Origin of the sequence: Stenotrophomonas sp. PS02289 (assembly GCF_029960115.1) — a bacterium.
Lineage (GTDB): Bacteria > Pseudomonadota > Gammaproteobacteria > Xanthomonadales > Xanthomonadaceae > Stenotrophomonas.
In genome coordinates this window covers 11,530-29,972 of the sequence record NZ_JASCOZ010000043.1, presented here as the reverse complement: position 1 = coordinate 29,972, position 18,443 = coordinate 11,530, and the positions used below count along the sequence as shown (strand labels likewise).

At 59.7% G+C, this 18,443-nt stretch carries 19 protein-coding genes and 1 tRNA gene; 19 read left to right on the top strand and 1 reads right to left on the bottom strand.

Annotated features, from left to right (window positions below):
• Positions 1-207 precede the first annotated feature (207 nt).
• The 16 genes from QMX83_RS08385 to QMX83_RS08310 all read left to right on the top strand — a co-directional run bounded on the left by QMX83_RS08385 (position 208) and on the right by QMX83_RS08310 (position 14,882).
• Entirely contained in the window at positions 208-1,365 is a 1,158-nt protein-coding gene (locus QMX83_RS08385; protein ID WP_282296176.1) for a HipA domain-containing protein, read from the top strand.
• Between the two features lie 66 nt (positions 1,366-1,431).
• Positions 1,432-1,507: transfer RNA gene (locus QMX83_RS08380), tRNA-Ile, on the top strand.
• Between the two features lie 177 nt (positions 1,508-1,684).
• Positions 1,685-2,875 carry an integrase arm-type DNA-binding domain-containing protein gene (locus QMX83_RS08375; protein WP_282296175.1) on the top strand — a complete coding sequence of 397 codons (1,191 nt, stop codon included), beginning with the start codon at positions 1,685-1,687 and terminating at the stop codon, positions 2,873-2,875.
• Positions 2,876-3,493: 618 nt separating this feature from the next.
• Complete coding sequence (locus tag QMX83_RS08370; protein ID WP_282296174.1) at positions 3,494-3,766, top strand: AlpA family transcriptional regulator; 273 nt, start codon at positions 3,494-3,496, stop codon at positions 3,764-3,766.
• A complete protein-coding gene (locus tag QMX83_RS08365) occupies positions 3,763-3,972 on the top strand; it encodes a hypothetical protein (RefSeq protein WP_282296173.1) in 210 nt (69 codons plus the stop codon). The genes QMX83_RS08370 and QMX83_RS08365 overlap by 4 nt, the downstream gene beginning before the upstream one ends.
• 9 nt (positions 3,973-3,981) lie before the next feature.
• The gene (locus tag QMX83_RS08360) at positions 3,982-4,266 is read left to right on the top strand and encodes an ogr/Delta-like zinc finger family protein (RefSeq protein ID WP_282296172.1); all 285 of its coding nucleotides are present in this window, start codon (positions 3,982-3,984) and stop codon (positions 4,264-4,266) included.
• A 294-nt stretch (positions 4,267-4,560) separates the two neighbouring features.
• Positions 4,561-4,770, top strand: a complete 210-nt coding sequence (locus tag QMX83_RS08355; RefSeq protein WP_282296171.1) for a hypothetical protein — start codon at positions 4,561-4,563, stop codon at positions 4,768-4,770.
• A complete protein-coding gene (locus QMX83_RS08350) occupies positions 4,767-4,982 on the top strand; it encodes a hypothetical protein (RefSeq protein WP_282296170.1) in 216 nt (71 codons plus the stop codon). The genes QMX83_RS08355 and QMX83_RS08350 overlap by 4 nt, the downstream gene beginning before the upstream one ends.
• Complete coding sequence (locus QMX83_RS08345) at positions 4,979-5,614, top strand: hypothetical protein (RefSeq protein ID WP_282296169.1); 636 nt, start codon at positions 4,979-4,981, stop codon at positions 5,612-5,614. The genes QMX83_RS08350 and QMX83_RS08345 overlap by 4 nt, the downstream gene beginning before the upstream one ends.
• A complete protein-coding gene (locus QMX83_RS08340; protein ID WP_282296168.1) occupies positions 5,601-6,443 on the top strand; it encodes a toprim domain-containing protein in 843 nt (280 codons plus the stop codon). Before QMX83_RS08345 ends, QMX83_RS08340 begins: the two co-directional genes overlap by 14 nt.
• A gap of 58 nt (positions 6,444-6,501) precedes the next feature.
• Positions 6,502-8,346: a DUF927 domain-containing protein gene (locus tag QMX83_RS08335; RefSeq protein WP_282296167.1), complete on the top strand. Its 1,845-nt coding sequence runs from the start codon at positions 6,502-6,504 to the stop codon at positions 8,344-8,346.
• 72 nt (positions 8,347-8,418) lie between these two features.
• On the top strand, positions 8,419-9,159 hold the full coding sequence (locus QMX83_RS08330; RefSeq protein WP_282296166.1) for a hypothetical protein: 741 nt from the start codon (positions 8,419-8,421) through the stop codon (positions 9,157-9,159).
• Between the two features lie 32 nt (positions 9,160-9,191).
• Complete coding sequence (locus QMX83_RS08325) at positions 9,192-10,196, top strand: phage portal protein (RefSeq protein ID WP_282296177.1); 1,005 nt, start codon at positions 9,192-9,194, stop codon at positions 10,194-10,196.
• Between the two features lie 1,646 nt (positions 10,197-11,842).
• Positions 11,843-12,514: a hypothetical protein gene (locus tag QMX83_RS08320; protein ID WP_282296165.1), complete on the top strand. Its 672-nt coding sequence runs from the start codon at positions 11,843-11,845 to the stop codon at positions 12,512-12,514.
• Positions 12,511-13,329 (top strand): HAMP domain-containing sensor histidine kinase, encoded by an 819-nt coding sequence (locus QMX83_RS08315; protein ID WP_282296164.1) that lies wholly within the window; start codon positions 12,511-12,513, stop codon positions 13,327-13,329. The genes QMX83_RS08320 and QMX83_RS08315 overlap by 4 nt, the downstream gene beginning before the upstream one ends.
• A gap of 551 nt (positions 13,330-13,880) precedes the next feature.
• On the top strand, positions 13,881-14,882 hold the full coding sequence (locus tag QMX83_RS08310; RefSeq protein WP_282296163.1) for a hypothetical protein: 1,002 nt from the start codon (positions 13,881-13,883) through the stop codon (positions 14,880-14,882).
• 158 nt (positions 14,883-15,040) lie between these two features.
• Here the strand turns inward: QMX83_RS08310 and QMX83_RS08305 are convergent, their stop codons facing one another.
• Positions 15,041-15,811, bottom strand: coding sequence for a DUF5677 domain-containing protein (locus QMX83_RS08305; RefSeq protein ID WP_282296162.1), 771 nt, complete (start codon positions 15,809-15,811; stop codon positions 15,041-15,043).
• A 272-nt stretch (positions 15,812-16,083) separates the two neighbouring features.
• Between QMX83_RS08305 and QMX83_RS08300 the strand changes: the two genes are divergently transcribed.
• The 3 genes from QMX83_RS08300 (at position 16,084) to QMX83_RS08290 (ending at position 18,233) form a co-directional block, all read left to right on the top strand.
• Positions 16,084-16,650: a DUF3251 domain-containing protein gene (locus QMX83_RS08300; protein ID WP_282296161.1), complete on the top strand. Its 567-nt coding sequence runs from the start codon at positions 16,084-16,086 to the stop codon at positions 16,648-16,650.
• 156 nt (positions 16,651-16,806) lie between these two features.
• Positions 16,807-17,022 (top strand): hypothetical protein, encoded by a 216-nt coding sequence (locus tag QMX83_RS08295; RefSeq protein WP_282296160.1) that lies wholly within the window; start codon positions 16,807-16,809, stop codon positions 17,020-17,022.
• Between the two features lie 224 nt (positions 17,023-17,246).
• A complete protein-coding gene (locus tag QMX83_RS08290) occupies positions 17,247-18,233 on the top strand; it encodes a hypothetical protein (RefSeq protein WP_282296159.1) in 987 nt (328 codons plus the stop codon).
• Positions 18,234-18,443 lie beyond the last annotated feature (210 nt).

Genomic DNA, 18,443 nt, shown 5'->3' with positions numbered 1-18,443 from the left:
AGCGCCGACCGTTGGTCGGCCCACGCAATGCCGAGGCCGGCCAACGGCCGGCGCTACCAACAAATCCTCCCCGCCGAACCACCGCTGGTTCGCGACGCAACTTGTTGAATGGCAGGCCGATTGCCCAGCTCGCATGCTGCTGGCATGCATCCACCACGGTCGTCACCCGCCAACCGGTGGTCCGAAAGCCACTGTCCCATCTTCAGAATGCTGGAGGACGGGCGAATCAAAGAACTGGGGGTGCTCGAGCAGACCCCCAGCGACCGCTACCGCCTCCACCCACACGGACACCATCCCAACCTGCTGCGGTGCCCTGACGCCGACTTTGACGGCTTCCCCGGCATACCCTGGTACCTCGACGACCTCCGCCCCGAAGGATTCCTCGGCCGCGCCTACGCCGCAAGCAACACCCTCGACCTACCGCGCGATCCCACGACCTGGACCTTGGCACACCTGCTGAGGGCGCAGGGGGAGGGGAGTGCGGTCACCACCGGCGATCTTTTGATCGGAACTCACGCCGCCCAGCTGGCCGCTGCCGCGCTCGACGCCCCGCCCGATCCGGTTGAGGCCAGCAGCCGTGAGCTGCAGTACCCATTCATGGCGGAGGCAGTAACGCGCGGGCAATGCCCGAATCTTGCCCCAGGCGGCGAAAGGCCCAAGTTCACCGCCACGGTCTACGGGCCAGGCGGCCGCTACGCCGCCCTGATCAAGTTCGCCCGCCATGACACGGAGGAGCAGCGCCGCTGGGCAGACCTTCTGGTTTGCGAGCATCTGGCGCTTGAGGTTCTGCGCGAAGCCGGCGTACCCGCCGCAGAATCGTCGCTCATCCATTCCGACAGCCACACCTCTCTGGAGGTGAAGCGCTTTGACCGATCGCCGGACACGCTCGGCCGGCGCGGGTTCGTGTCGTTGTTGGCCCTGTCTTCCGCATTTGTCGGTGACAACGCCGACTGGGACCAGGCGGGCGAGCAGTTGCTGGCGCTGCGATGGATCAGTCAGGACACCGCTACAGCCATGGCGCGGCTGCATGCCTTTGGACGATTGATCGGGAACACCGACATGCATCAAGGCAATATTGGATTCCACCTCGTTGATCAGGGGCCGCTATCGCTTGCCCCGGCCTACGACATGCTGCCGATGTCGCTGTCCCCCTCGCGTACGGGTGTGCTGCGAGCGACAACCTCGATCACCCAGGTTGCGCCGCAGCGCTCGGGTCAACTTGCTCATCTGCAATGGGCGGCACCGTTGGCTGTGGAATTCTGGGAGCGGGCTGCTAGGCCTGGACTGCTTCGGTCCAAGGCACTGGCGGACGTGGCCGGAGATAACGCGGAACGAGTCCGGGAAATGGGGCGGCGCTTCGGCTGACGTCCCGCTTGGCGAGAGATCCAGTGGCGGCGGTAGCCCTGTCTCCACTACACTTTCACGCTGCAAGGGCCTATAGCTCAACGGTTAGAGCAGAGGACTCATAATCCTTTGGTTCCAGGTTCGAATCCTGGTGGGCCCACCATTTCATCGTCCTATAGCATCCTATTTGGATCTATTTCCATCGTAAAAACAAGGGCTTGCGACGAATTTGCGTCTCACTGCGTCCTATGGATTCTTATTGAATCCCACGATTCTTGGCGGTAGCTTTGACGGTAAGCTGAAGTGTATCTTCACCAGTTACCGCCAATGACTTACCGCCATGCCGTTGACCGATACTGCCATCCGTAGAACAAAGCCATCCGCGACAGTTCAAAAGCTGCGTGACGGCGGTGGTCTTTACTTGCTACTCCGACCCGATGGCGGTCGATGGTGGCGTTGGGACTACCGACGCCCTGTGACTGGAAAAAGAAACACGTTGTCTCTCGGGACGTATCCCGATGTGAGTCTCGTTACCGCGCGCGAGCGTCATGCTGCCGCGCGCAGGTTGCTCGCAGAAGGAATTGACCCAGGCGCACAGCGGAAAGCTCAGAAACTGGCCGCATTGGAGCTCGTTTCCAATACCTTCGAGGCAGTCGCCAATGAGCATTTTGCCCTTCGAGCGAAGAAGCTGTCGGCGGGGTCAGCGAAACGGGAGAGGCGGCTCATAGAGAAAGACCTTGCTCCATGGATTGGGCATCTTCCAATCGCCTCAATCACTGCGAAGGATGTACTTGAGGCGCTGCGTAAGATTGAATCTAGAGGCGCTGTCGAGACAGCTCACCGCGCACGACTGCTGGCCAGCCAAGTATTTCGATATGCAATTGCTTCAGGCAGGGCGGAGCGAAATCCGGCTGACGATGTGAAAGGTGCGCTATCCGCACCAAATGCACGTCACTTCGCAAGCATGATTGAGCCTGCGCAGATTGCGGGTCTGTTGCGCGCCTTGCATGGCTACCAAGGTTCTCCCGAGGTTGTGGCGGCCCTGCAGCTCGCGCCTTTGGTTTTTGTTCGTCCTGGCGAGTTGCGTGCTGCAAGGTGGGCTGACATCGATCTAGGCACGGCTGAGTGGCGCTTCAGCGCAAGCAAGACCGGTCAGCCCCACGTTGTTCCGCTTGCGCGCCAGTCGGTGGCTGTTCTTAGGGGGCTGCACCCACTAACCGGCAGGGGGGAGTTTGTCTTCCCGGGCGTCCGGGGTAGGGGGCGTCCAATGAGCGAAAACACGGTAAATGCAGCCCTGCGCCGCCTTGGCTATGACTCGGACACCATGACCGGTCATGGGTTTCGTGCAATGGCGCGCACCGTCTTGGATGAGGTGCTCGGTTTCCGTCCGGACTACATCGAGCACCAGCTCGCACACGCAGTGCGTGACCCAAACGGACGGGCATACAACCGTACGGCGCACCTGGTCGAGCGCGCAAAAATGATGCAGGCGTGGGCGGACTATCTGGACGGTCTGAGGACCTCCTCGTGACCCCATGTCCTTTTTTTTATTTCTGACTCTCTGTTTCCGCTGGTTACAGTGGTAACACTGGTTACAGGGCTGCTAAACGCCTTGCAAATCAGTTTGTTGCGTTAACTCTCGGCGCGCCCATCTTACTGGTTACACCTGGTTACGCTGGTTACAGCGGCGGGTGATCAGTCCGCATTGGACGTATGTGAATCGGTGCCGTGCGCCGATGGAATGCCTCTTCCGCAGCCCTCTCTCGGGCCAGCGGGCTGGCTTTGCAGGCCGCCAGGATGTCGCCATGACGGCCAGCGACCAAGCCTAGCCCGACGCTATTCGATGGTTTGCCCGCCGCGCATCTCGCCCTTGGCCTGCAATTGCCGGATGCCAAGTGTGCAAATTTGCCTTGCGCAACCAGCCGGTCGACCTAGCTCCTGCGCTCGCTTCTCATCTCCCGGACGTCGCCGTGCTCGCCACGACATTGGTCTGTCAAGTGGAATGCGTCATGTGTAATTTTACAAAAGATTGTAAGGATTCTCCTACAAACCTAGTCGCGTGAGTTAAGCGGCGACTGTCTCTAGCCTTCTAACCAAGCCCACAACACAGGGCGGCGGTTGACAAATCGTCAGCCCCGCAACCCTTCAAATGCTTGGTTCTCCCCACCCGACGCTCTCCGTCCCTGGTCAGCCCGCGAGCTCGAATCCGGCCCCCTCCGCGCGGGCGGAGCGCTTCATACGCAGGCCGGAGGTGCTCAGCCGCACCGGTATTTCTCGCTCGCACCTCTACTGGCTAATGGATCGTGGCCGGTTCCCTCAGTCGATCCCCCTCTCCCCGCGCGTGACCGTCTGGCTTGAGTCGGACGTAGACGCGTGGATTGCCAACCAGATCCCGTACACCCACCCGCGAGTGCAGCCATGAAAGACACCATCGTCCTGACCATCTCCAAACAGAGGTTCAACCTGAGCTCGGCCGAAGCCAAGTTCCTCGCCGAGCATCTGCGTACCGCTGTCGCTCAGCCGAACCTTGCGCTGAACTTCTCCCAGCAACGGTCCGTAGAGCACGGCCGCATCGCGCTTTCGCGTGGTGTCGCCGACGTCGCCAACGCGCACGCCACGGACTGCTAAGAGGCCCCAATGACTCGTTCCAGAGCGTTCCTACGTTGCCCGCATTGCGATACCCCGTCAGTTACCCGGACCAGCGTGATGCACACTAAATTGCTGCGTGAATCGGTCCAACAATGCCAAAACGCGCTGTGCGGACACACGTTTTCCGCCTATACCGAAATCGTGCGCACGCATACTCGCAGCGCATGTCCGCGCGGCGACATTGATCTGCCCGTCAGCACGTATGCGGAGCGGTCGGCACTCAGCCAAAAAGCCGAGAAGCAGAGTTCTGCCATCCGCAAGGCCAAGCAATGACGCGGCAGTTGACAAGTCGCGTTGACCAGGTGCAGCATTGCCCTGTCGCCGCACAATCGGCGACCGGGATTGCAGTCCCGCAACCTAAGGCGCACCAGCGCCCATCGACCGATGCCCGGCGCTTTTTTATTGCCTGCTGTGTCGTCGCGGGCGATTGCTTGCCGGTTCTATGGCGGGCGGTGCGCGGGGGCCGCAAGGCCCACCGGTCCTTAGGCCGGCACTGCAACCGCGTACCGTCCGCCGCCTTGATTGCAGTCAAGTCTGCGGATTCCAAGCCACCTAAGGAATCCTGCCATGTCTCACGACACCCTGGCCGCGCCGTCGCGCTTTGCCATTCGTATTGCCTACCACTTCGGCGAGATTGCCGACACCCTGGACTGGGACCATCCCCGCTGGCTAGCGCTCGACGCCTGCCTGCAGGCATCTGGCAAGCCCGCAGAATCGCTGACCTTGGGCGACGTACAGCGTGCCATTGCAGCAGTCGCAACGGAGGCCGAGCAATGAGCGCATTCCATCTGGATTTCCTCGTTGGGAACGATGACGCCGTGATGCACGACCTGTTTAGCGCAGCGCGTCAGATGGCGCGCCTCTCCGAAATCCCGGTCGCCTCGCTGTCTGTACTGAGTGACCTGCTCGACCGGCGCACCGGTGCCTTTGAGGACATGACCGTTGGAGAGCTGCTGGCTATGGTCGCAGATGTGCAGGTGGCCGCATGAACATCGAATCTGTGAACGTCTGCGGTGTATCGGGCATGGCCGATGGCGTGCTCAGCGCCACCATCACCAACAATTGGTTCAATGCCGAGCGCACCGCCCACATTGTCGAAGTCGCCCGCCGCGTTGAGCGGCAGCATCGCAAGACCTCTCGCCGCCTTGCCGACGTCTGCGCCGACCTGGACGCGTCCCTGCGGGGTCATCCGTTGGAGCAGCGACTGCGTGCGCGGCTGTTGTCGCCGCTTGAGCGCGACTGCCAGGAGCTGGCCACGGTCGCTGCACGGGTCAACGTGCGCTTGGCGCTGTTCGCGCCCGCGCAGTCGCAGGAACGATTTGAACAGGGCATTGACCTCCAGCTGGCAGACATTCGAGCCGAGCAGGAGGCAGTCGCCGCAGCGCCGGCTGCGTCCAACGGCCCGACTATGCCGCATGGATATTGGATCAGCGAAGACTGCCTCAATCGTATTGAGCGCGCGCGTTCGGCTGCGCTGCTGTTGAGCTGCCTGGATGAGCGTATCGGGGTGTCGTTGGAGGCCGTCGCCGCAGGTATTGCCTATTTGCATGATGACCTGGCGGCGGTGGTGGACAACGCCAAGCACAGTAGTGAATTGGGGGGCGACGATGAAGCGTCCTGATGGCTTTCTGGCGATGCTGCGCGCCGCCGGGCTGATGCTGGACGTGGTGACGCCCGATGGACGTCTGCGCCGTGTGCGCGTCCAAGGTGACAGCAATGGTCAGCGCAGCGGCTGGTATGTTCTTCACGCGGGTCCGCCTATGGCCGGAGCCTACGGCAACTGGAAGACCGGAGACAACGAGTCCTGGTGCGACGGTGGTGGCGGCGCGCGCAGTGAGGTCGAGCGGATACAGCTACGCGAGGCCGTGGTGCGCGCGCAGCGCCAGCAGCAGGCTGAACTCGCCCAGCGGCAAGCCTCCGCACGCCGGCTGGCGCGTGAGCGCTGGCAGTGTGCTGATGCAGCCCCCGCCGACCATCCTTACCTGGTTGCCAAGGGCGTGGGCGTACACGGGCTGCGGCAGCTGGACGGGAAGTTGCTGGTGCCCCTGCGGGACCCGCAGGGGCGGCTGTGGAGCCTGCAAACCATCGCCGCCGATGGGAGCAAGCGCTTTCTGGCCGGCGGCCGAAAGCGTGGGCTGTATTACGCCGTGGGTCGCGCGGTGAGCGAAGTGGTGTGCGTGGCTGAAGGCTACGCCACCGCCGCCACCATCCATGAAGCCACGGGCCACCCCACCGCCGTGGCGTTCGATGCGGGCAATCTGGCACCGGTTGCCTGCGCGCTACGGGCCAAGTTCCCCTCGGCGGCGATTGTGGTGTGCGCCGATGACGATGCCGCCACCGCAGCGCGGTTGGGCGTCAATCCAGGCTTAGTCAGCGCCCAGCGCGCCGCTGCCGCGGTGGGCGGTGTGGTGGCTATGCCGCCGCGGCCACGCAATGAGACCTCTTCCTAATGATTCTTCTCTCACCCCCCAAGGCGCAATGCGCCGACGTGGCACTGGAGCCTCGTGCATGAGTAACGTTACCTCAGTAGATTTCAATGATGCCGCCAAGGTCGCCGGTACCGGAGCGGTGCGCGGCTCAATTCAAGCCGCTGTGCGCAAGGCCAGCAAGGGCAAGGGCGGAAAGAAGGCAGCCGACGATGGCGGAGGTGCACGGCCGCACTACCAACTCAACGAAACCGGCGTGTACTACGTTGGTGTGACTGAGGATGGCGACCTGGCCGAACCGGTGTTTGTCTGCTCGCCGTTGAAGGTTGAGGCCAAAACCCGCAACAGCCAGAGCGAGGAATGGGGACGCCTGCTGACCTGGACAGATGCCGACGGCCACCATCACCAGTGGGCAGCGCCGGCTGAAATGCTGGTGGGTGATCCGCGTGAGTTCTTGCGCCAGCTGGCTGCCGGCGGCGTGGAAATGTCTGCTCACCGCAACACCATGCAGCGCCTTTTGGCCTACATCATTCAGGAGCGCATCGATAGCCGTGCGCGCAATGTGGCGGTTCCGGGGTGGCACGACGGACGCTATGTGCTGCCTAACGGCGAGAGCTACGGCAACGGCGAGGAGCGGCTGGTATACCAGCACAGCGGCGGCCTGCAGCATCACTACGCCGTTGTGGGGTCGCTGGAGGACTGGCGACGCGATGTGGCCAAGCGATGCCAGGACAACTCCCGCTTGGTGCTGGCAGTATCAGCGATGTTTGCCGGACCACTGCTGCACTTCACCGGCGCAACCGGCGGCGGCTTCCACCTGGTCGGCGGAAGTAGTAGCGGCAAGAGCACCGCATTGCGCGTGGCGGCCAGCGTGGTCGGCCCGCCCGAGTATGCCCGCGAGTGGCGCAGTACGGCCAACGGGCTTGAGGGCGTGGCGGTGCTTCACAACGATGCCACTCTGATTCTGGACGAGCTGGCGCAGATTGATCCCAAGCAGGCCGGTGATGCTGCCTACCTGCTCGCCAACGGCAACGGTAAGAGCCGGGCCAATCGGTCCGGTGAGGCTCGTGCGGCGGCGCGGTGGCGGGTGCTGATCTTGTCTGCAGGCGAGGTCGGCTTGGCCCAGCATATGGCCGAGGTGGGCAAGCAGGCTCGAGCTGGCCAGGCGGTGCGCTTGGCGGATGTGCCAGCCGAGGCAGAGGGTGGCCACGGCGTGTTTGAGCGCCTGCACGACGCCGCAGACGGTGCGGCACTTTCAGCGCTGCTCAAGGACGCCGCAGCGCGTTCCTACGGCGCGCCCTGGCCGTTGTGGATGGACTACCTGACCCGACAGGATAGCCCCACACTCACCACCAAGCTGCGCGAATCTTCTGACCGATTCCTGGCCACCTACCTGCCTGATGACGCCTCGGGCGAGGTCCGCCGAGTGGCCGAACGCTTCGCGACTGTGGCCTTTGCTGGGGAGATGGCCAGCGTCTGTCCTCACCGCTTGACCGGCTGGGCCAAAGGCGAGGCTACGCGGGGTGTGGCCATCTGCTTCCAGGCGTGGATGCAACGTCGTGGCGGCGCTGGCAGCGCCGACACTGATGCACTCCTTTCGCGTGTGCGCGCCTTCTTTGAGGCCCATGGCCAGAGTAGGTTGGAACCGCTGAACTCGATGCAGGCCGCATCCCCGGTGCGCGATCGCGCAGGCTTCCGCCGTCTGGATGGCGTGGGTGTTACCGAGTACATGGTGCTGCAGGAATCGTTCAATCGCGAACTGTGTGCGGGCTTCGATTCGCGCCAGGCCGCGCGTGAACTGGTGGCCGCCGGTTGGCTCAAGCCCAGCGGCGATGGCCGCCCGTCGCAGGTAGTGCGCATACCGGGGCTGGGCGCAGCTCGCCTCTTCATCTTCGATCCACGCAAGGTACACGACAGCGCCGCGTGAGCCGATCACATTTCAACGCTTACCGGCAGGGTGCCGGTAAGTGTCCCATCGTTATTTCAATGGAACATCCACATGAGTGAAAGCAATACTGCCAATACCAACCCTTCACTGGTCGAACCCGTCGACGCATGCGAAGCTGTTGCGCCGCCCTCGGAGAGCCGGCTGCGTCTGTTCGAGCTGGCGGCGCAGCTGGCCACTAACAGCGAGCGCAAGAGCGCATTGCGATCCAAGGTAGACAAGATGTCCCGTGCACGCCAGGCTGCAGAGGGCGACGCACAGGCCGCACGTCAGCAGTGGAGCGCCAAGCTGCGGGACAGTGATGGCACACTGACTCGTGACATTCAGAAGCTGCGGGCCAACGAGCGTTCGGCAATGTCCCTGGCGGAGGAATACCGAGCAATGGAGGCTGAGATAGCGTCTGAGCTCCCGCGTCTGGATCTGGAACTGGCCGAGGCAGCGAGCCTCTGTATTGCTGCTCAGAAGCAGGTATTCCTTGAGGCGGCGGAGCTGGGTTATGCAGAGCTGTTGGCCGGGTTTGAAGATCGCCTTGCGGTGGCTTTTAGCCTGTTTGAGAAGGCGGAGAATGTTGGTGCGGCCCAGAAGGCGAGCTCCGATGAATTGGCCAGCCGGTTCTTTTTCCGCCTCGGCAGCGCAGTACGTAAGCGCCTCGCCGACGTCGCAGTGACCGACCAGGTTGCGGAGCGGTTAGCGTTGCCGCCAATGGACATGAGCTCGGTGGACATGCAGCTGGTGAACAGCACAATTCGCCGTACTATCCTGCGAAAGGAGCTTGAAGCAGGGAGCCAGGCGTGAGCGAGCTTGATCTCGAGCAGGAAGTCACTGACTTGGCACTGGCCCCAAACGCGGAGACACCTGGGGGAATCACTGCGTTCTCGTTCGGGGACGCCACGCCGGTGCTGGAATCGCGTGGTCTGTTCGACTACCTTGAGTGCTGGAGGAACGGTCGATACTACGAGCCACCTGTATGCCTGAATGGTCTATCACGGACCACGCGATCCAATCCGTTTTTGTACAGCGGGCTAATTTTCAAGCGCAACATGCTGGTGCGGGCGTTTGTTCCGCACCCGTTACTGAGTCGTACAAACTTTGCCCAAATAGCACTGGACTACCTAGTGTTCGGCCAGTCCTACATCGAACGCAGGGTCTCAAGCACAGGGCGGCTGCTGGGCGGGCAGCCGCTCATGGCGCAGTACATGCGTCGTGGGGTGGTACCCGGCGAGTTCTTCCACGTGCGAGCTGGTAGGGTTGAGCACGAGTTCTCGCTCGGTTCGGTGTATCAGCTGCGCGAGGCTGATGCCGATCAGGAAATATACGGCCTGCCCGAGTGGATCGCGGTGATTCAGTCTGCGCTGCTCAACGAGTCGGCCACACTGTTCCGCCGCAAGTACTACAACAATGGCTCGCACGCAGGTTTCATTCTTTACTTGACCGACTCCCAAACGGAGCAGGGTGATGTGGCAAGCCTGCGCGAGGCCTTGAAGCAGGCACGAGGTCCTGGCAACTTCCGGAACCTGTTTGTGCATTCGCCGAACGGCAAGAAGGACGGGCTTCAGTTGATTCCGGTGAGCGAATTGGCAACCAAGGATGAGTTCACCGGCATCAAGCGAGTGACACGCGATGACATTCTGGCTGCTCTTCGCATCCCGCCGCAGTTGCTGGGCATCGTGCCGCAGAATGCGGGCGGATTCGGATCGATTCGGGATGCTGCCACGGTGTGGGCGTCGATGGAACTGGCCCCCCTGCAATCGCGCATCGCCATGGTTAACGACTGGATCGGTGAGGAGGTCATTACCTTCGCCTCGTTTGACCTCGCGCCTGCAACAACCTGATGCTTTGTCCGTTGCGCCGATGCTGGCCTCAAAAGACGTGGGCGAAACGCCTTCAAGCGAGACTACTGGGCCTGCGGTCTTCCGGGCGACTGCATCGGCCCGCAGCGGCTACTGGGGGCCGCTAACGCGACGCGTCACCGGCGGCAGGGCCCCGGCCCACATTACCCCTAGCGTTCTACAAAGCCTCCGCTTTTGTCCGGTACGGCACCCTCCATACGCGGCTTCCTGAGTCCATGCAGGGCACAGATCCCCGTAATAACCGCCTCATTGCCTTGGCCGTGGGCCTCCCAGGCGGCTTTTACGGAGGCAGGGGCCTCCGGCCAAAGGACGAAGTAGCCACCCCGATCGATTGTCGAGAACGGAATTTGAGTCCATTTCTGGCAGTCGATGAGGTTCTTCACGTAAGCCCAGTTTCCGTATGTATTCCCTATAGCAATTCTTTCCCATACGTCGATGTGGGGAGGCTTTCCTTGCACAGATGGCTGGTGAATTTGGACACGATCAGACACGCCGTGCCAAGCCAAATCGTTCATGAGTTGGATCCCAACGGAATTTTGCGCGCTAACGGGCGCAGCCAGAGTGGCGCTGATGAATGGAACTGCCCATATGGCCAGTCTCATTAGAATCGAGGCTCTAGTGGTCATCGCGTCTTCCTTAGTCTGTAGCCATGCTCTTTTTCTGCGGCACTGGCTGTAACCAGTGTAACCAGTCGTGTCCATGGCTGGTACGCGTCGAGGATGGTCGCAAGTCGTTGATATATAAGGTGTGCGCGGATGGTGTAACCAGTGTACCAATGTAACCAGCAAAATCTGTTAGTCAGGAATATCACATGGAGGATGGCGAGCGGCAAGAAAGCAGGCAGACCGGTGAAGCCCTTGGGAGACAAGAGGACCATAGGGGAAGGGAGACGGCAGTGCCTGCACAAGAACTGTAACCAAAAATGTGTTCCACATCCCCTTTTCATTGCCTCCCTAAACAAATGGAATTAGCGGGTTTTTCTTCTTGGATGCTATTGGATGGCTACTTTTTCTCCGCTACCTGGCTGCCTAAGTCTGGCTTCCCTCTCGCCGCTCAACGCTCCGTTAGGCCGCCCTTCTGTGCAGGGATTCGCAGGGATTCGCGTGGTATCTGGATGCCCCTCACAGCCTTGCTGGGCCTGCCATGGGCCCGTGTGCAGGTATTGCAGAAAACCCCCCCTATGAAGTGTGCAGGCGTGGCGGGGAGACGAGTGCGCGCGCGGAGGGGCTGAGACGCTAAGGATCGAGTCTATGGCTGCCGTACCCAACTGCGGATGCACCAGAAGCTACAGGGTGCCGGTGTGGTGCGCTCAGCCGACCGGGCTCTCCCTACAGGAAAGACGAGCCGGTGTGGGTTGGTCATCCCCCAGGCCTCAGGGGGACCAGCTATGGCGCGTACGGAACAGCAGTGGCACCAGAGGTGCAGGGTCTCGCCTGATGAAGGGCCTCGCGTGAGTATGAACTCGGTGAACCCCTTCCTGAGGCGGATGTGCATACATTGCCGTGAGGGCGGCATCGGCAAGCCGTCTTTCGAAACACCCCAATTTCCGACATTATGGGCGCTAGCTCGGTCGCCATAGCGAGGCCTCCGTGGCATCGCCAAAGCGTATTTACACTGGAAGGAAGCCCATGCTAATAAATATTGGTAAAAAGAAGAGTCTAAAGGATATTCAAGGCAATACGCCGGATCTGGCGAAGCTTAAGCAAACTAGCAAAATCGCGGTTATAGATGACAATCCGTTTCTCAAGGCTGGAGCTCTAGCAGCGCATAACTTCCAGCTGGCTGAGCTGGGGGATATTCGCCGAATTGATCAGGTATCCGAGTATCCAATAGTTGTCTGCGACATCCGCGGTGTTGGTCTCGAATTCGGCAGTCCGTTAGAGGGTGCCCACGTATTGGCGGAAATCAGAAAGCTGTATCCAGACAAATTTCTGGTCGCCTATTCTGGGACAGAGTCGGACATGTCTTACAATGATCTTCTTAGGGCCGTTGATGTTTCGGTGCCCAAAGATGCACACACGGAAGTTTGGGTCAGTGTTCTGGAGGATGGCCTGAAGAAAATTGGCGATCCTTTTAATCGATGGATTCGCTTTCGAACGCAGCTGTCGCAGAGGGGTGTAGACGCATCCGAAATCTATAGGCTGGAGCAAGCATTCCTGAAGTCTATTGACAAAAGGGACAGCTCTATTTTTGAGAAAGTTGCGAGCTCAATTAATGCGCCGGAGGTTGTCGCTGAGTTCGCAAAAGTAGCCATGAAGCAGCTTGTAAACTTCGCTATCGCAGCGGCGGTTACGTCATGACTAGATATGACAAAAGTAGCCGGCGCGAATCCAAGCTTCGAGATCAGGTTGCATCGCTCGAGCGGCAAATTGAAGAGTTGCTGATAGAGAAAAATAGGGCTAACTCGATCGTCTATGGGCTTCTTCATGAAATGCGGCGTCTCAACACGGAAATATCTACGTTTTGTGAGGAGCTTGGGAAGGCTGCTGCCGATGGCGTGGTAGAGCGAGTTGCCGACCTTTCAGAGTCCATCAACTATGCGTCTGGCCTCGTCAGCTCTAGACTGGTCTTTACCGATTTCGAGTTGAATCCAACATCCCTGGCGCGTCAGGCAAAAATCGATATGGGGATATACAGAAAATTCGACAAGGCAAGGCGACTCCTCTATAAATCTACGCGCGCCAAATCTATTCAGGTTAACTTTGAAGGAAATTCATTTACGGAAGTTGAGGCCATTCCGGCATTTGAGCTTGTTCCGTTTGTGATTCTTGACAACGCAATCAAGTACTCGCCACGGGATCAAGAGATAGTCATAAAATTTGAAGAACGCCCTACATGGAATTGTAGAACCAAGGTGACCGTGTCGTCAGTCGGTCCACAGGTTGAACCAGACGAAATACAAGCGATATTGCAGCGCGGTGTCAGGGGGAGGAATGCAGATCGAGGAAGAATTCCAGGAGATGGCTTGGGCCTGTTTCTTGTTGAGACTCTGGCGAAGTCGGCGAACGCAAAACTCTCAGTCAAATCTTCCCCGCATGTTAAATTTAGCCTTGAGGGCGTGCCGTACTCCAACTTTGAGGCGGTCATGGAGTTTATGCGTGAAGATCGGCGATGAGTGCACGGTTTCACTGGCGGTTTTGCGATTGAAATGCGGCCCACATATGACTGTAATCTTTTGGAGTTTTCTCATGGGTACCCTGTTCGCTGTGTTGCCATTGATTTCTTCTTTACCCGTTCTGGGTGTTCCCTTGGCGTGAGAACTGAGCGCGCTTTGCGCCCTTCTTGGCCCTTTGGTCCCTGAGCTACGCGCCAGTTTTTGATCTGCGTGGCTGGTACGGCCAAGGGCCGGGATCTCGTGACCGTGGCGACCCTGCCGTCCGGTCATTGGGCGAGTTCCAAAACAAATGGCGGTATCTTTGGCGGTAACTGTAGAGTGTTGTCGTCGCGATAGCTATGTACGCCAAGGTATAGGACGATGTTTGTGGTTGATGGTGGGCCCACCAATAAAAACAGTCACTTAGGTAAAATGAGAAGTGTCTGCTAAGAGCTTTAGAAAAAATTGGCCGAAAGAATCGCCGGCGATGCAACGTTTTCGCGCCCGAGCGATCGTAAACAATCTGCCCTACGTGCGAGTTGTTTCATATCTGTAACGACGGAGGGTGCGCTATGGATCCGGAAGTTGAGATTGAGAGGCTCAGTAGCGTCAGGTCCACACAGACGCTCTACTTCGTCGGCGGTTTGTTAGGGCAAAAAACGAACCGCGGTTGGACGCTCTTCCCCGTCTCGGGGGATGAATCGGAAGATGTCTTGCTCTTGGGCAGCTGGGACAATTTTGAAGCTGCTGTCAAAGAACTCGAGCTCCTTTATGTGGGCACAGAGCAGCGCATATCTTCTGAAGAAGACTCCCCAACGATTCGCTTTTGGGAGCCCGGCCGCCGGGACACGAACGGCCTGAACGCTGCCGACGCCTGGGCAGGAGTGGCGAACAGCGCTGAGAAGGCTTGCGATGCCTATTACTCCAACCTTGCAACCTACATAAGCGCGTGTCTTCGTGTCGCTGGCCTCAGATTGCGAAGCACCTCGGAGGGCTACCACGATCAACTTCGCTGGGCGCTTCGTGCACGAACGCCTGTTGGAAGAGGGTTTAGCAATGTCGCTGTGCTCGATATCTATGCGGACATCCACTCTCTTCTTTCAGAACTAGCTTCGGCGCGAGACCACCTGGCACGCATAGCGGCGGTCCATGTTCAAGCGCCCGAAAAAATCGACTGTCTAGCCAGGCTAGAGGAGTGGGTCAAATCCAACAAAGCAGCTGGATCTGAACCGCTCGTGGCGGCGCTGCTGACCGCAAGCGGCACCAAAGAAAGTCCTAGTTGGCTTCGCCGTTTGACGGAATTTCGGAATGAAGTAACGCATCGAATCCCCTTAGCAGCGAACAGCCGGGTCTCGGAATTGCTCTTAGAGTGCCAGACGACAAGACTGGGACGTATATTTACAATCAGGCTGGGAAAGATTCGGGCGAACGGGGGGGGGGCTACGGCGGGCGTAGATCCTCTGGCCGAGGTCGCAGAGTTAAGCAGGAAGATGGAGGTGCTTCTAAGGTCAGCTTCGCGCTTGGCTAAATATCAGCCTTCTTTCCCTACGTTTATTGGGTCTCTTGGTACGTGAGCGTCATTGCCTCATAGCCCGAGCCCTGAAGGTTACGGGTAACGTGGGGGTTTGCTACGGTTGGACTTGCACCGAAATGACTGGGCACTATATCGACGTGGCCCAGAAGTGACTGCCCGGCCAATATCAAGTCGCAGAACGAAGCCGACACAGGCCGCCTACGGGCACCTTTTTTGTTCCAGCAGGTCGTCGGTTTTGATGGGACGACTGTCGAGGAGCTTGCCAAACAGATCATTCATCGCAGTAAAGCGCCGGTCGAATTCGCCATCCCTGAACTTGGCGATGCCGCCAATATTGCTGGTTGCCTGCATCAGTGCTGTAACGGCGAGCTGCAGGATCACGAATGCTACTTCGTCAGGAGTCTCGGCCCGGTGGGTCATAGCGCGCTCGCCTTGGTGCCTAAGTCCCAAGGCCGAAAGATCGTTATGCGAGAAGCCGCACAGCATCGTGTAGAACGGCAGCATGTACTCCATATCGGCCGCGATGAACGCTTGGGCCTGAGACTGCTTGGCGCTCTTGAACTTGGCGTGCAGAGGTGTGTAGCGCTCGAGGCATCCGGGCATACGTTCCTCGATCAGCTGACGCACGCTTTCAGGTAGACCATCTGATTCGAGTAGATGGTCGTAGAAGCGCTTCTCGCCCACTGCTTGGTTATACCTCATGCGGTCCACATGATCTTGGTCAGTGCCGAGCAGGTGAAGGTCCGCGACCGCTTCCGACATTGATCGAACGTGCACAGCGCTGTGGGTGATGAGACCCGCCAGTGCCAGTCGGACCACGGATTCGAACTGCTCCGCAATCGTCATGAACAATGCCGTCTGGGGTCTGCCAGGCGCGTTGGTAGGAGCTCGCATGCTGCCGATCAGGGCATTCACTTCTGTCAGCAGCCCATTCGAGATGGACAGGGCACTTTGAATCAAGGGCGTCATGACGAATCGCTGCGGTTGGACCATGCGATTGTGCCTCAAGCGCGTGCCGACGTACGAACTGCGAGTTTCTAGTGCGGCCGTGGCTGCCAGACCCGGGGCGCGCACTCGTCCCCCCGCCACGCCTGCGCTCTTCATCACCTTCGGCTTCGGGCCCGCTGCTGTGAAGTACCCCAAGAGATGTTGCCTGTCCGGGTGTTGGCGCAGCAGGCGTTGTTCCTGGCGGGCCAGTGATTTTTGGGGGGAACGCCCATTGACGCTGACAGGAGGTGCGCGTGAAGAAGAGCTACCAAAATTGGGTGTTATCGACGTTGTCGTATTCTTTACTCGGCTGCTCCAACGCGGTATCAGATGCAAAAGTGGTCGAGGCGAGGCTGAGTGAAATGGAAAAACGGACCTCCGCGTTGGAGGCTCAGTCGCGCAGCTTCGATACCCGATTGACGACCTACATTCAGCTTCAGGGGGACCGAAAGGCGTACCTAGATCCGTCCGGGAATGCGGGGTATGGAGCGGTGCAAACGGACGTGGGAATACTGCTGGTCTCCGTGTCTGAAGTAGCCCCTAAGGCGGATGGCACTGAGATTGTTCTGGAGATTGGGAATCCGACTACGGCAACTTATGTCGGTGCGGAGGCGCAGATCAACTACAACGTTCGGTTCGATGGCACTCCCGAGTGGCAAGACAAACTACGAACCACAAAGACAAAGATCCAGGCCCCTCTCCGCCCCGCTTCTTGGAACACTTTCAAAACCAGCCTCCCAGGGATCAAGCCCGATCAGTTGGGCCACCTTGCAGTCAACATCGTCCCAGACGAAGTCAGGCTCAATCGGTCGATTGATTGAGTCTGCGGGCCGTATTCGCAGAGCCGGCTTGGGTCGGGCTACTGCGGCGTCACTGTGACGTCACGCACCACGCTGCGGGGGAATCTACCTGCACAGGACGGCGGCGGTGCTAGATTCGAGCGACCTGGGCTGGCCAGGGTTCGTATGGAGATGGCGATGAGCAATGAAACACTAGCCGTAGATATGGAACTGGTGAAGGCGATCTATGTAGCAGCTGCGTCGCAAGCCATCGGCAACATGAATCAGAACATCCCCTTTAGCCTGCTACTCGAAAGAGCCTTTGAGGCAGCCGCGGCAATGGCGCAAGCGCAGAGAGAAAGGCAGAGCCAAGGTCTGGACAACTGGCTTGGTGCCGTGCCAGGAATGAGGTGAATGGTCGAGCGCGCTGGATCCGCTGGTTTTCTCACCGGCTTAACAGGTGACGTCGCAAATGCGCAGCCAGTGCGCGGAGACATCCACCAGTAGGGCGTCGAGCGCACCCTGGCAGATTCCACCTGGGCGCGTGGCCGACTCCCTCGGATTGGCTGCGCGTTCGGGGCCAGGTCTTCCCTAAGCCTCCCGAGTTGCACCGTCGTCCCGCAGGAGGTTAGCGACCCGTGAGCATTCTCAACGTGCTGCTCAACAATGACCGCCTTCTGGTGGCGGTTGATACCTTGGCGGAGGACGCCTATACCCGCCGGCACTCGGCTCGCGCGAAGTTGTTGCTGATCCCACAGCACAACCTGGTATTGGCCAGCCGGGGCACAGCCCATTTCTTCCTCAAGATCTACGAGCTTTGCCTGCAGGCCAGCTTTCTGGCGGACTTCACCGTCGAGAGCCTGGCGTTAGAGATTGGGCCGACGATGGACCGACTCTGGCCTGGCTACCTGGAGGCCGCTGAAGCGGCAGGATTGCCAGTGCACGACTTGAGGACTGAGATCGTGCTTGGGGGCTGGTCGTCCCGGCTGGGCCGGATGACAGCTACCGCCTATGCTAAGCGCGCGTCGGAAACTCCCGCGCTGATCCAGCCCCTGATCGGGGGCCTCGCTTCCCCAGGAGAGCCGCTGCGGGGCAGGCCCGACAGCTTTGACCCGGTAGAGGTGTTTCAGGCAGGTGTCCTGCAGGCGTCCTACCTAAACGACAAGAATGGCCGGCAGGTGGCCGGCGGGTCGCTGCTGGTAGCTCACCTCAGGCAACGAGAGGCCCGGATCAATGAATGGCCTTTCGTGCAGCCGGGGTTGGTGCGGAAGGAGCGGAAGCGGCCGGGGAGCCCGCCATTGGCTGAAAGGCAGTCTCTGGGGTGCACCTCAGTCAGATATCATAACTTTGGTTGCCAATGCATGTCCGAACGAGACAGCCAGGTTCCATTTCAACTCCGTGCCATCAACGCCGAGGCCGTTGGCGAGCTGTTGGGTGTGGCCGGGCGGACGGTCCTGGAGACAATAGCCTGCCGCCCCGACTTCCCTGTCCGGGTGTCCATGCGCCCAGCTACATGGATTGCCGGCGAGGTTCTGGAGTGGCGCGGGGCTAACCGAGCCGGACGGCGAGTACGGGGGGCTGCGGGTCGAGGTGGACGAGTACCTTCAGCGATTAGAGGCGGCTAGGAGACGCTCAAAGCCATAAACGGCAGCGCTTTACTAGCCGAAAGGACCGTCTTGTTATTGTTTCGCGCGGTGTTAACATCCCGTTCATTGCGGCCGGAGGCCCGGGGGCTTTAGTGACGCGGAAATGGCACGGTCGCTTGTTTTGGATGGCAGGTGGACTTCGCGCTCTCGCACTTGGCGTAAGTGCTGGTGTTTCGCTGTTGCTCAAGG

Coding starts and splice junctions, on each gene's coding strand:
- QMX83_RS08385 (WP_282296176.1), top strand. CDS start 208: ATGCTGGAGGACGGGCGAATCAAAGAACTGGGGGTGCTCGAGCAGACC.
- QMX83_RS08375 (WP_282296175.1), top strand. CDS start 1,685: ATGCCGTTGACCGATACTGCCATCCGTAGAACAAAGCCATCCGCGACA.
- QMX83_RS08370 (WP_282296174.1), top strand. CDS start 3,494: ATGCTTGGTTCTCCCCACCCGACGCTCTCCGTCCCTGGTCAGCCCGCG.
- QMX83_RS08365 (WP_282296173.1), top strand. CDS start 3,763: ATGAAAGACACCATCGTCCTGACCATCTCCAAACAGAGGTTCAACCTG.
- QMX83_RS08360 (WP_282296172.1), top strand. CDS start 3,982: ATGACTCGTTCCAGAGCGTTCCTACGTTGCCCGCATTGCGATACCCCG.
- QMX83_RS08355 (WP_282296171.1), top strand. CDS start 4,561: ATGTCTCACGACACCCTGGCCGCGCCGTCGCGCTTTGCCATTCGTATT.
- QMX83_RS08350 (WP_282296170.1), top strand. CDS start 4,767: ATGAGCGCATTCCATCTGGATTTCCTCGTTGGGAACGATGACGCCGTG.
- QMX83_RS08345 (WP_282296169.1), top strand. CDS start 4,979: ATGAACATCGAATCTGTGAACGTCTGCGGTGTATCGGGCATGGCCGAT.
- QMX83_RS08340 (WP_282296168.1), top strand. CDS start 5,601: ATGAAGCGTCCTGATGGCTTTCTGGCGATGCTGCGCGCCGCCGGGCTG.
- QMX83_RS08335 (WP_282296167.1), top strand. CDS start 6,502: ATGAGTAACGTTACCTCAGTAGATTTCAATGATGCCGCCAAGGTCGCC.
- QMX83_RS08330 (WP_282296166.1), top strand. CDS start 8,419: ATGAGTGAAAGCAATACTGCCAATACCAACCCTTCACTGGTCGAACCC.
- QMX83_RS08320 (WP_282296165.1), top strand. CDS start 11,843: ATGCTAATAAATATTGGTAAAAAGAAGAGTCTAAAGGATATTCAAGGC.
- QMX83_RS08315 (WP_282296164.1), top strand. CDS start 12,511: ATGACTAGATATGACAAAAGTAGCCGGCGCGAATCCAAGCTTCGAGAT.
- QMX83_RS08310 (WP_282296163.1), top strand. CDS start 13,881: ATGGATCCGGAAGTTGAGATTGAGAGGCTCAGTAGCGTCAGGTCCACA.
- QMX83_RS08305 (WP_282296162.1), bottom strand. CDS start 15,811: ATGACGCCCTTGATTCAAAGTGCCCTGTCCATCTCGAATGGGCTGCTG.
- QMX83_RS08295 (WP_282296160.1), top strand. CDS start 16,807: ATGAGCAATGAAACACTAGCCGTAGATATGGAACTGGTGAAGGCGATC.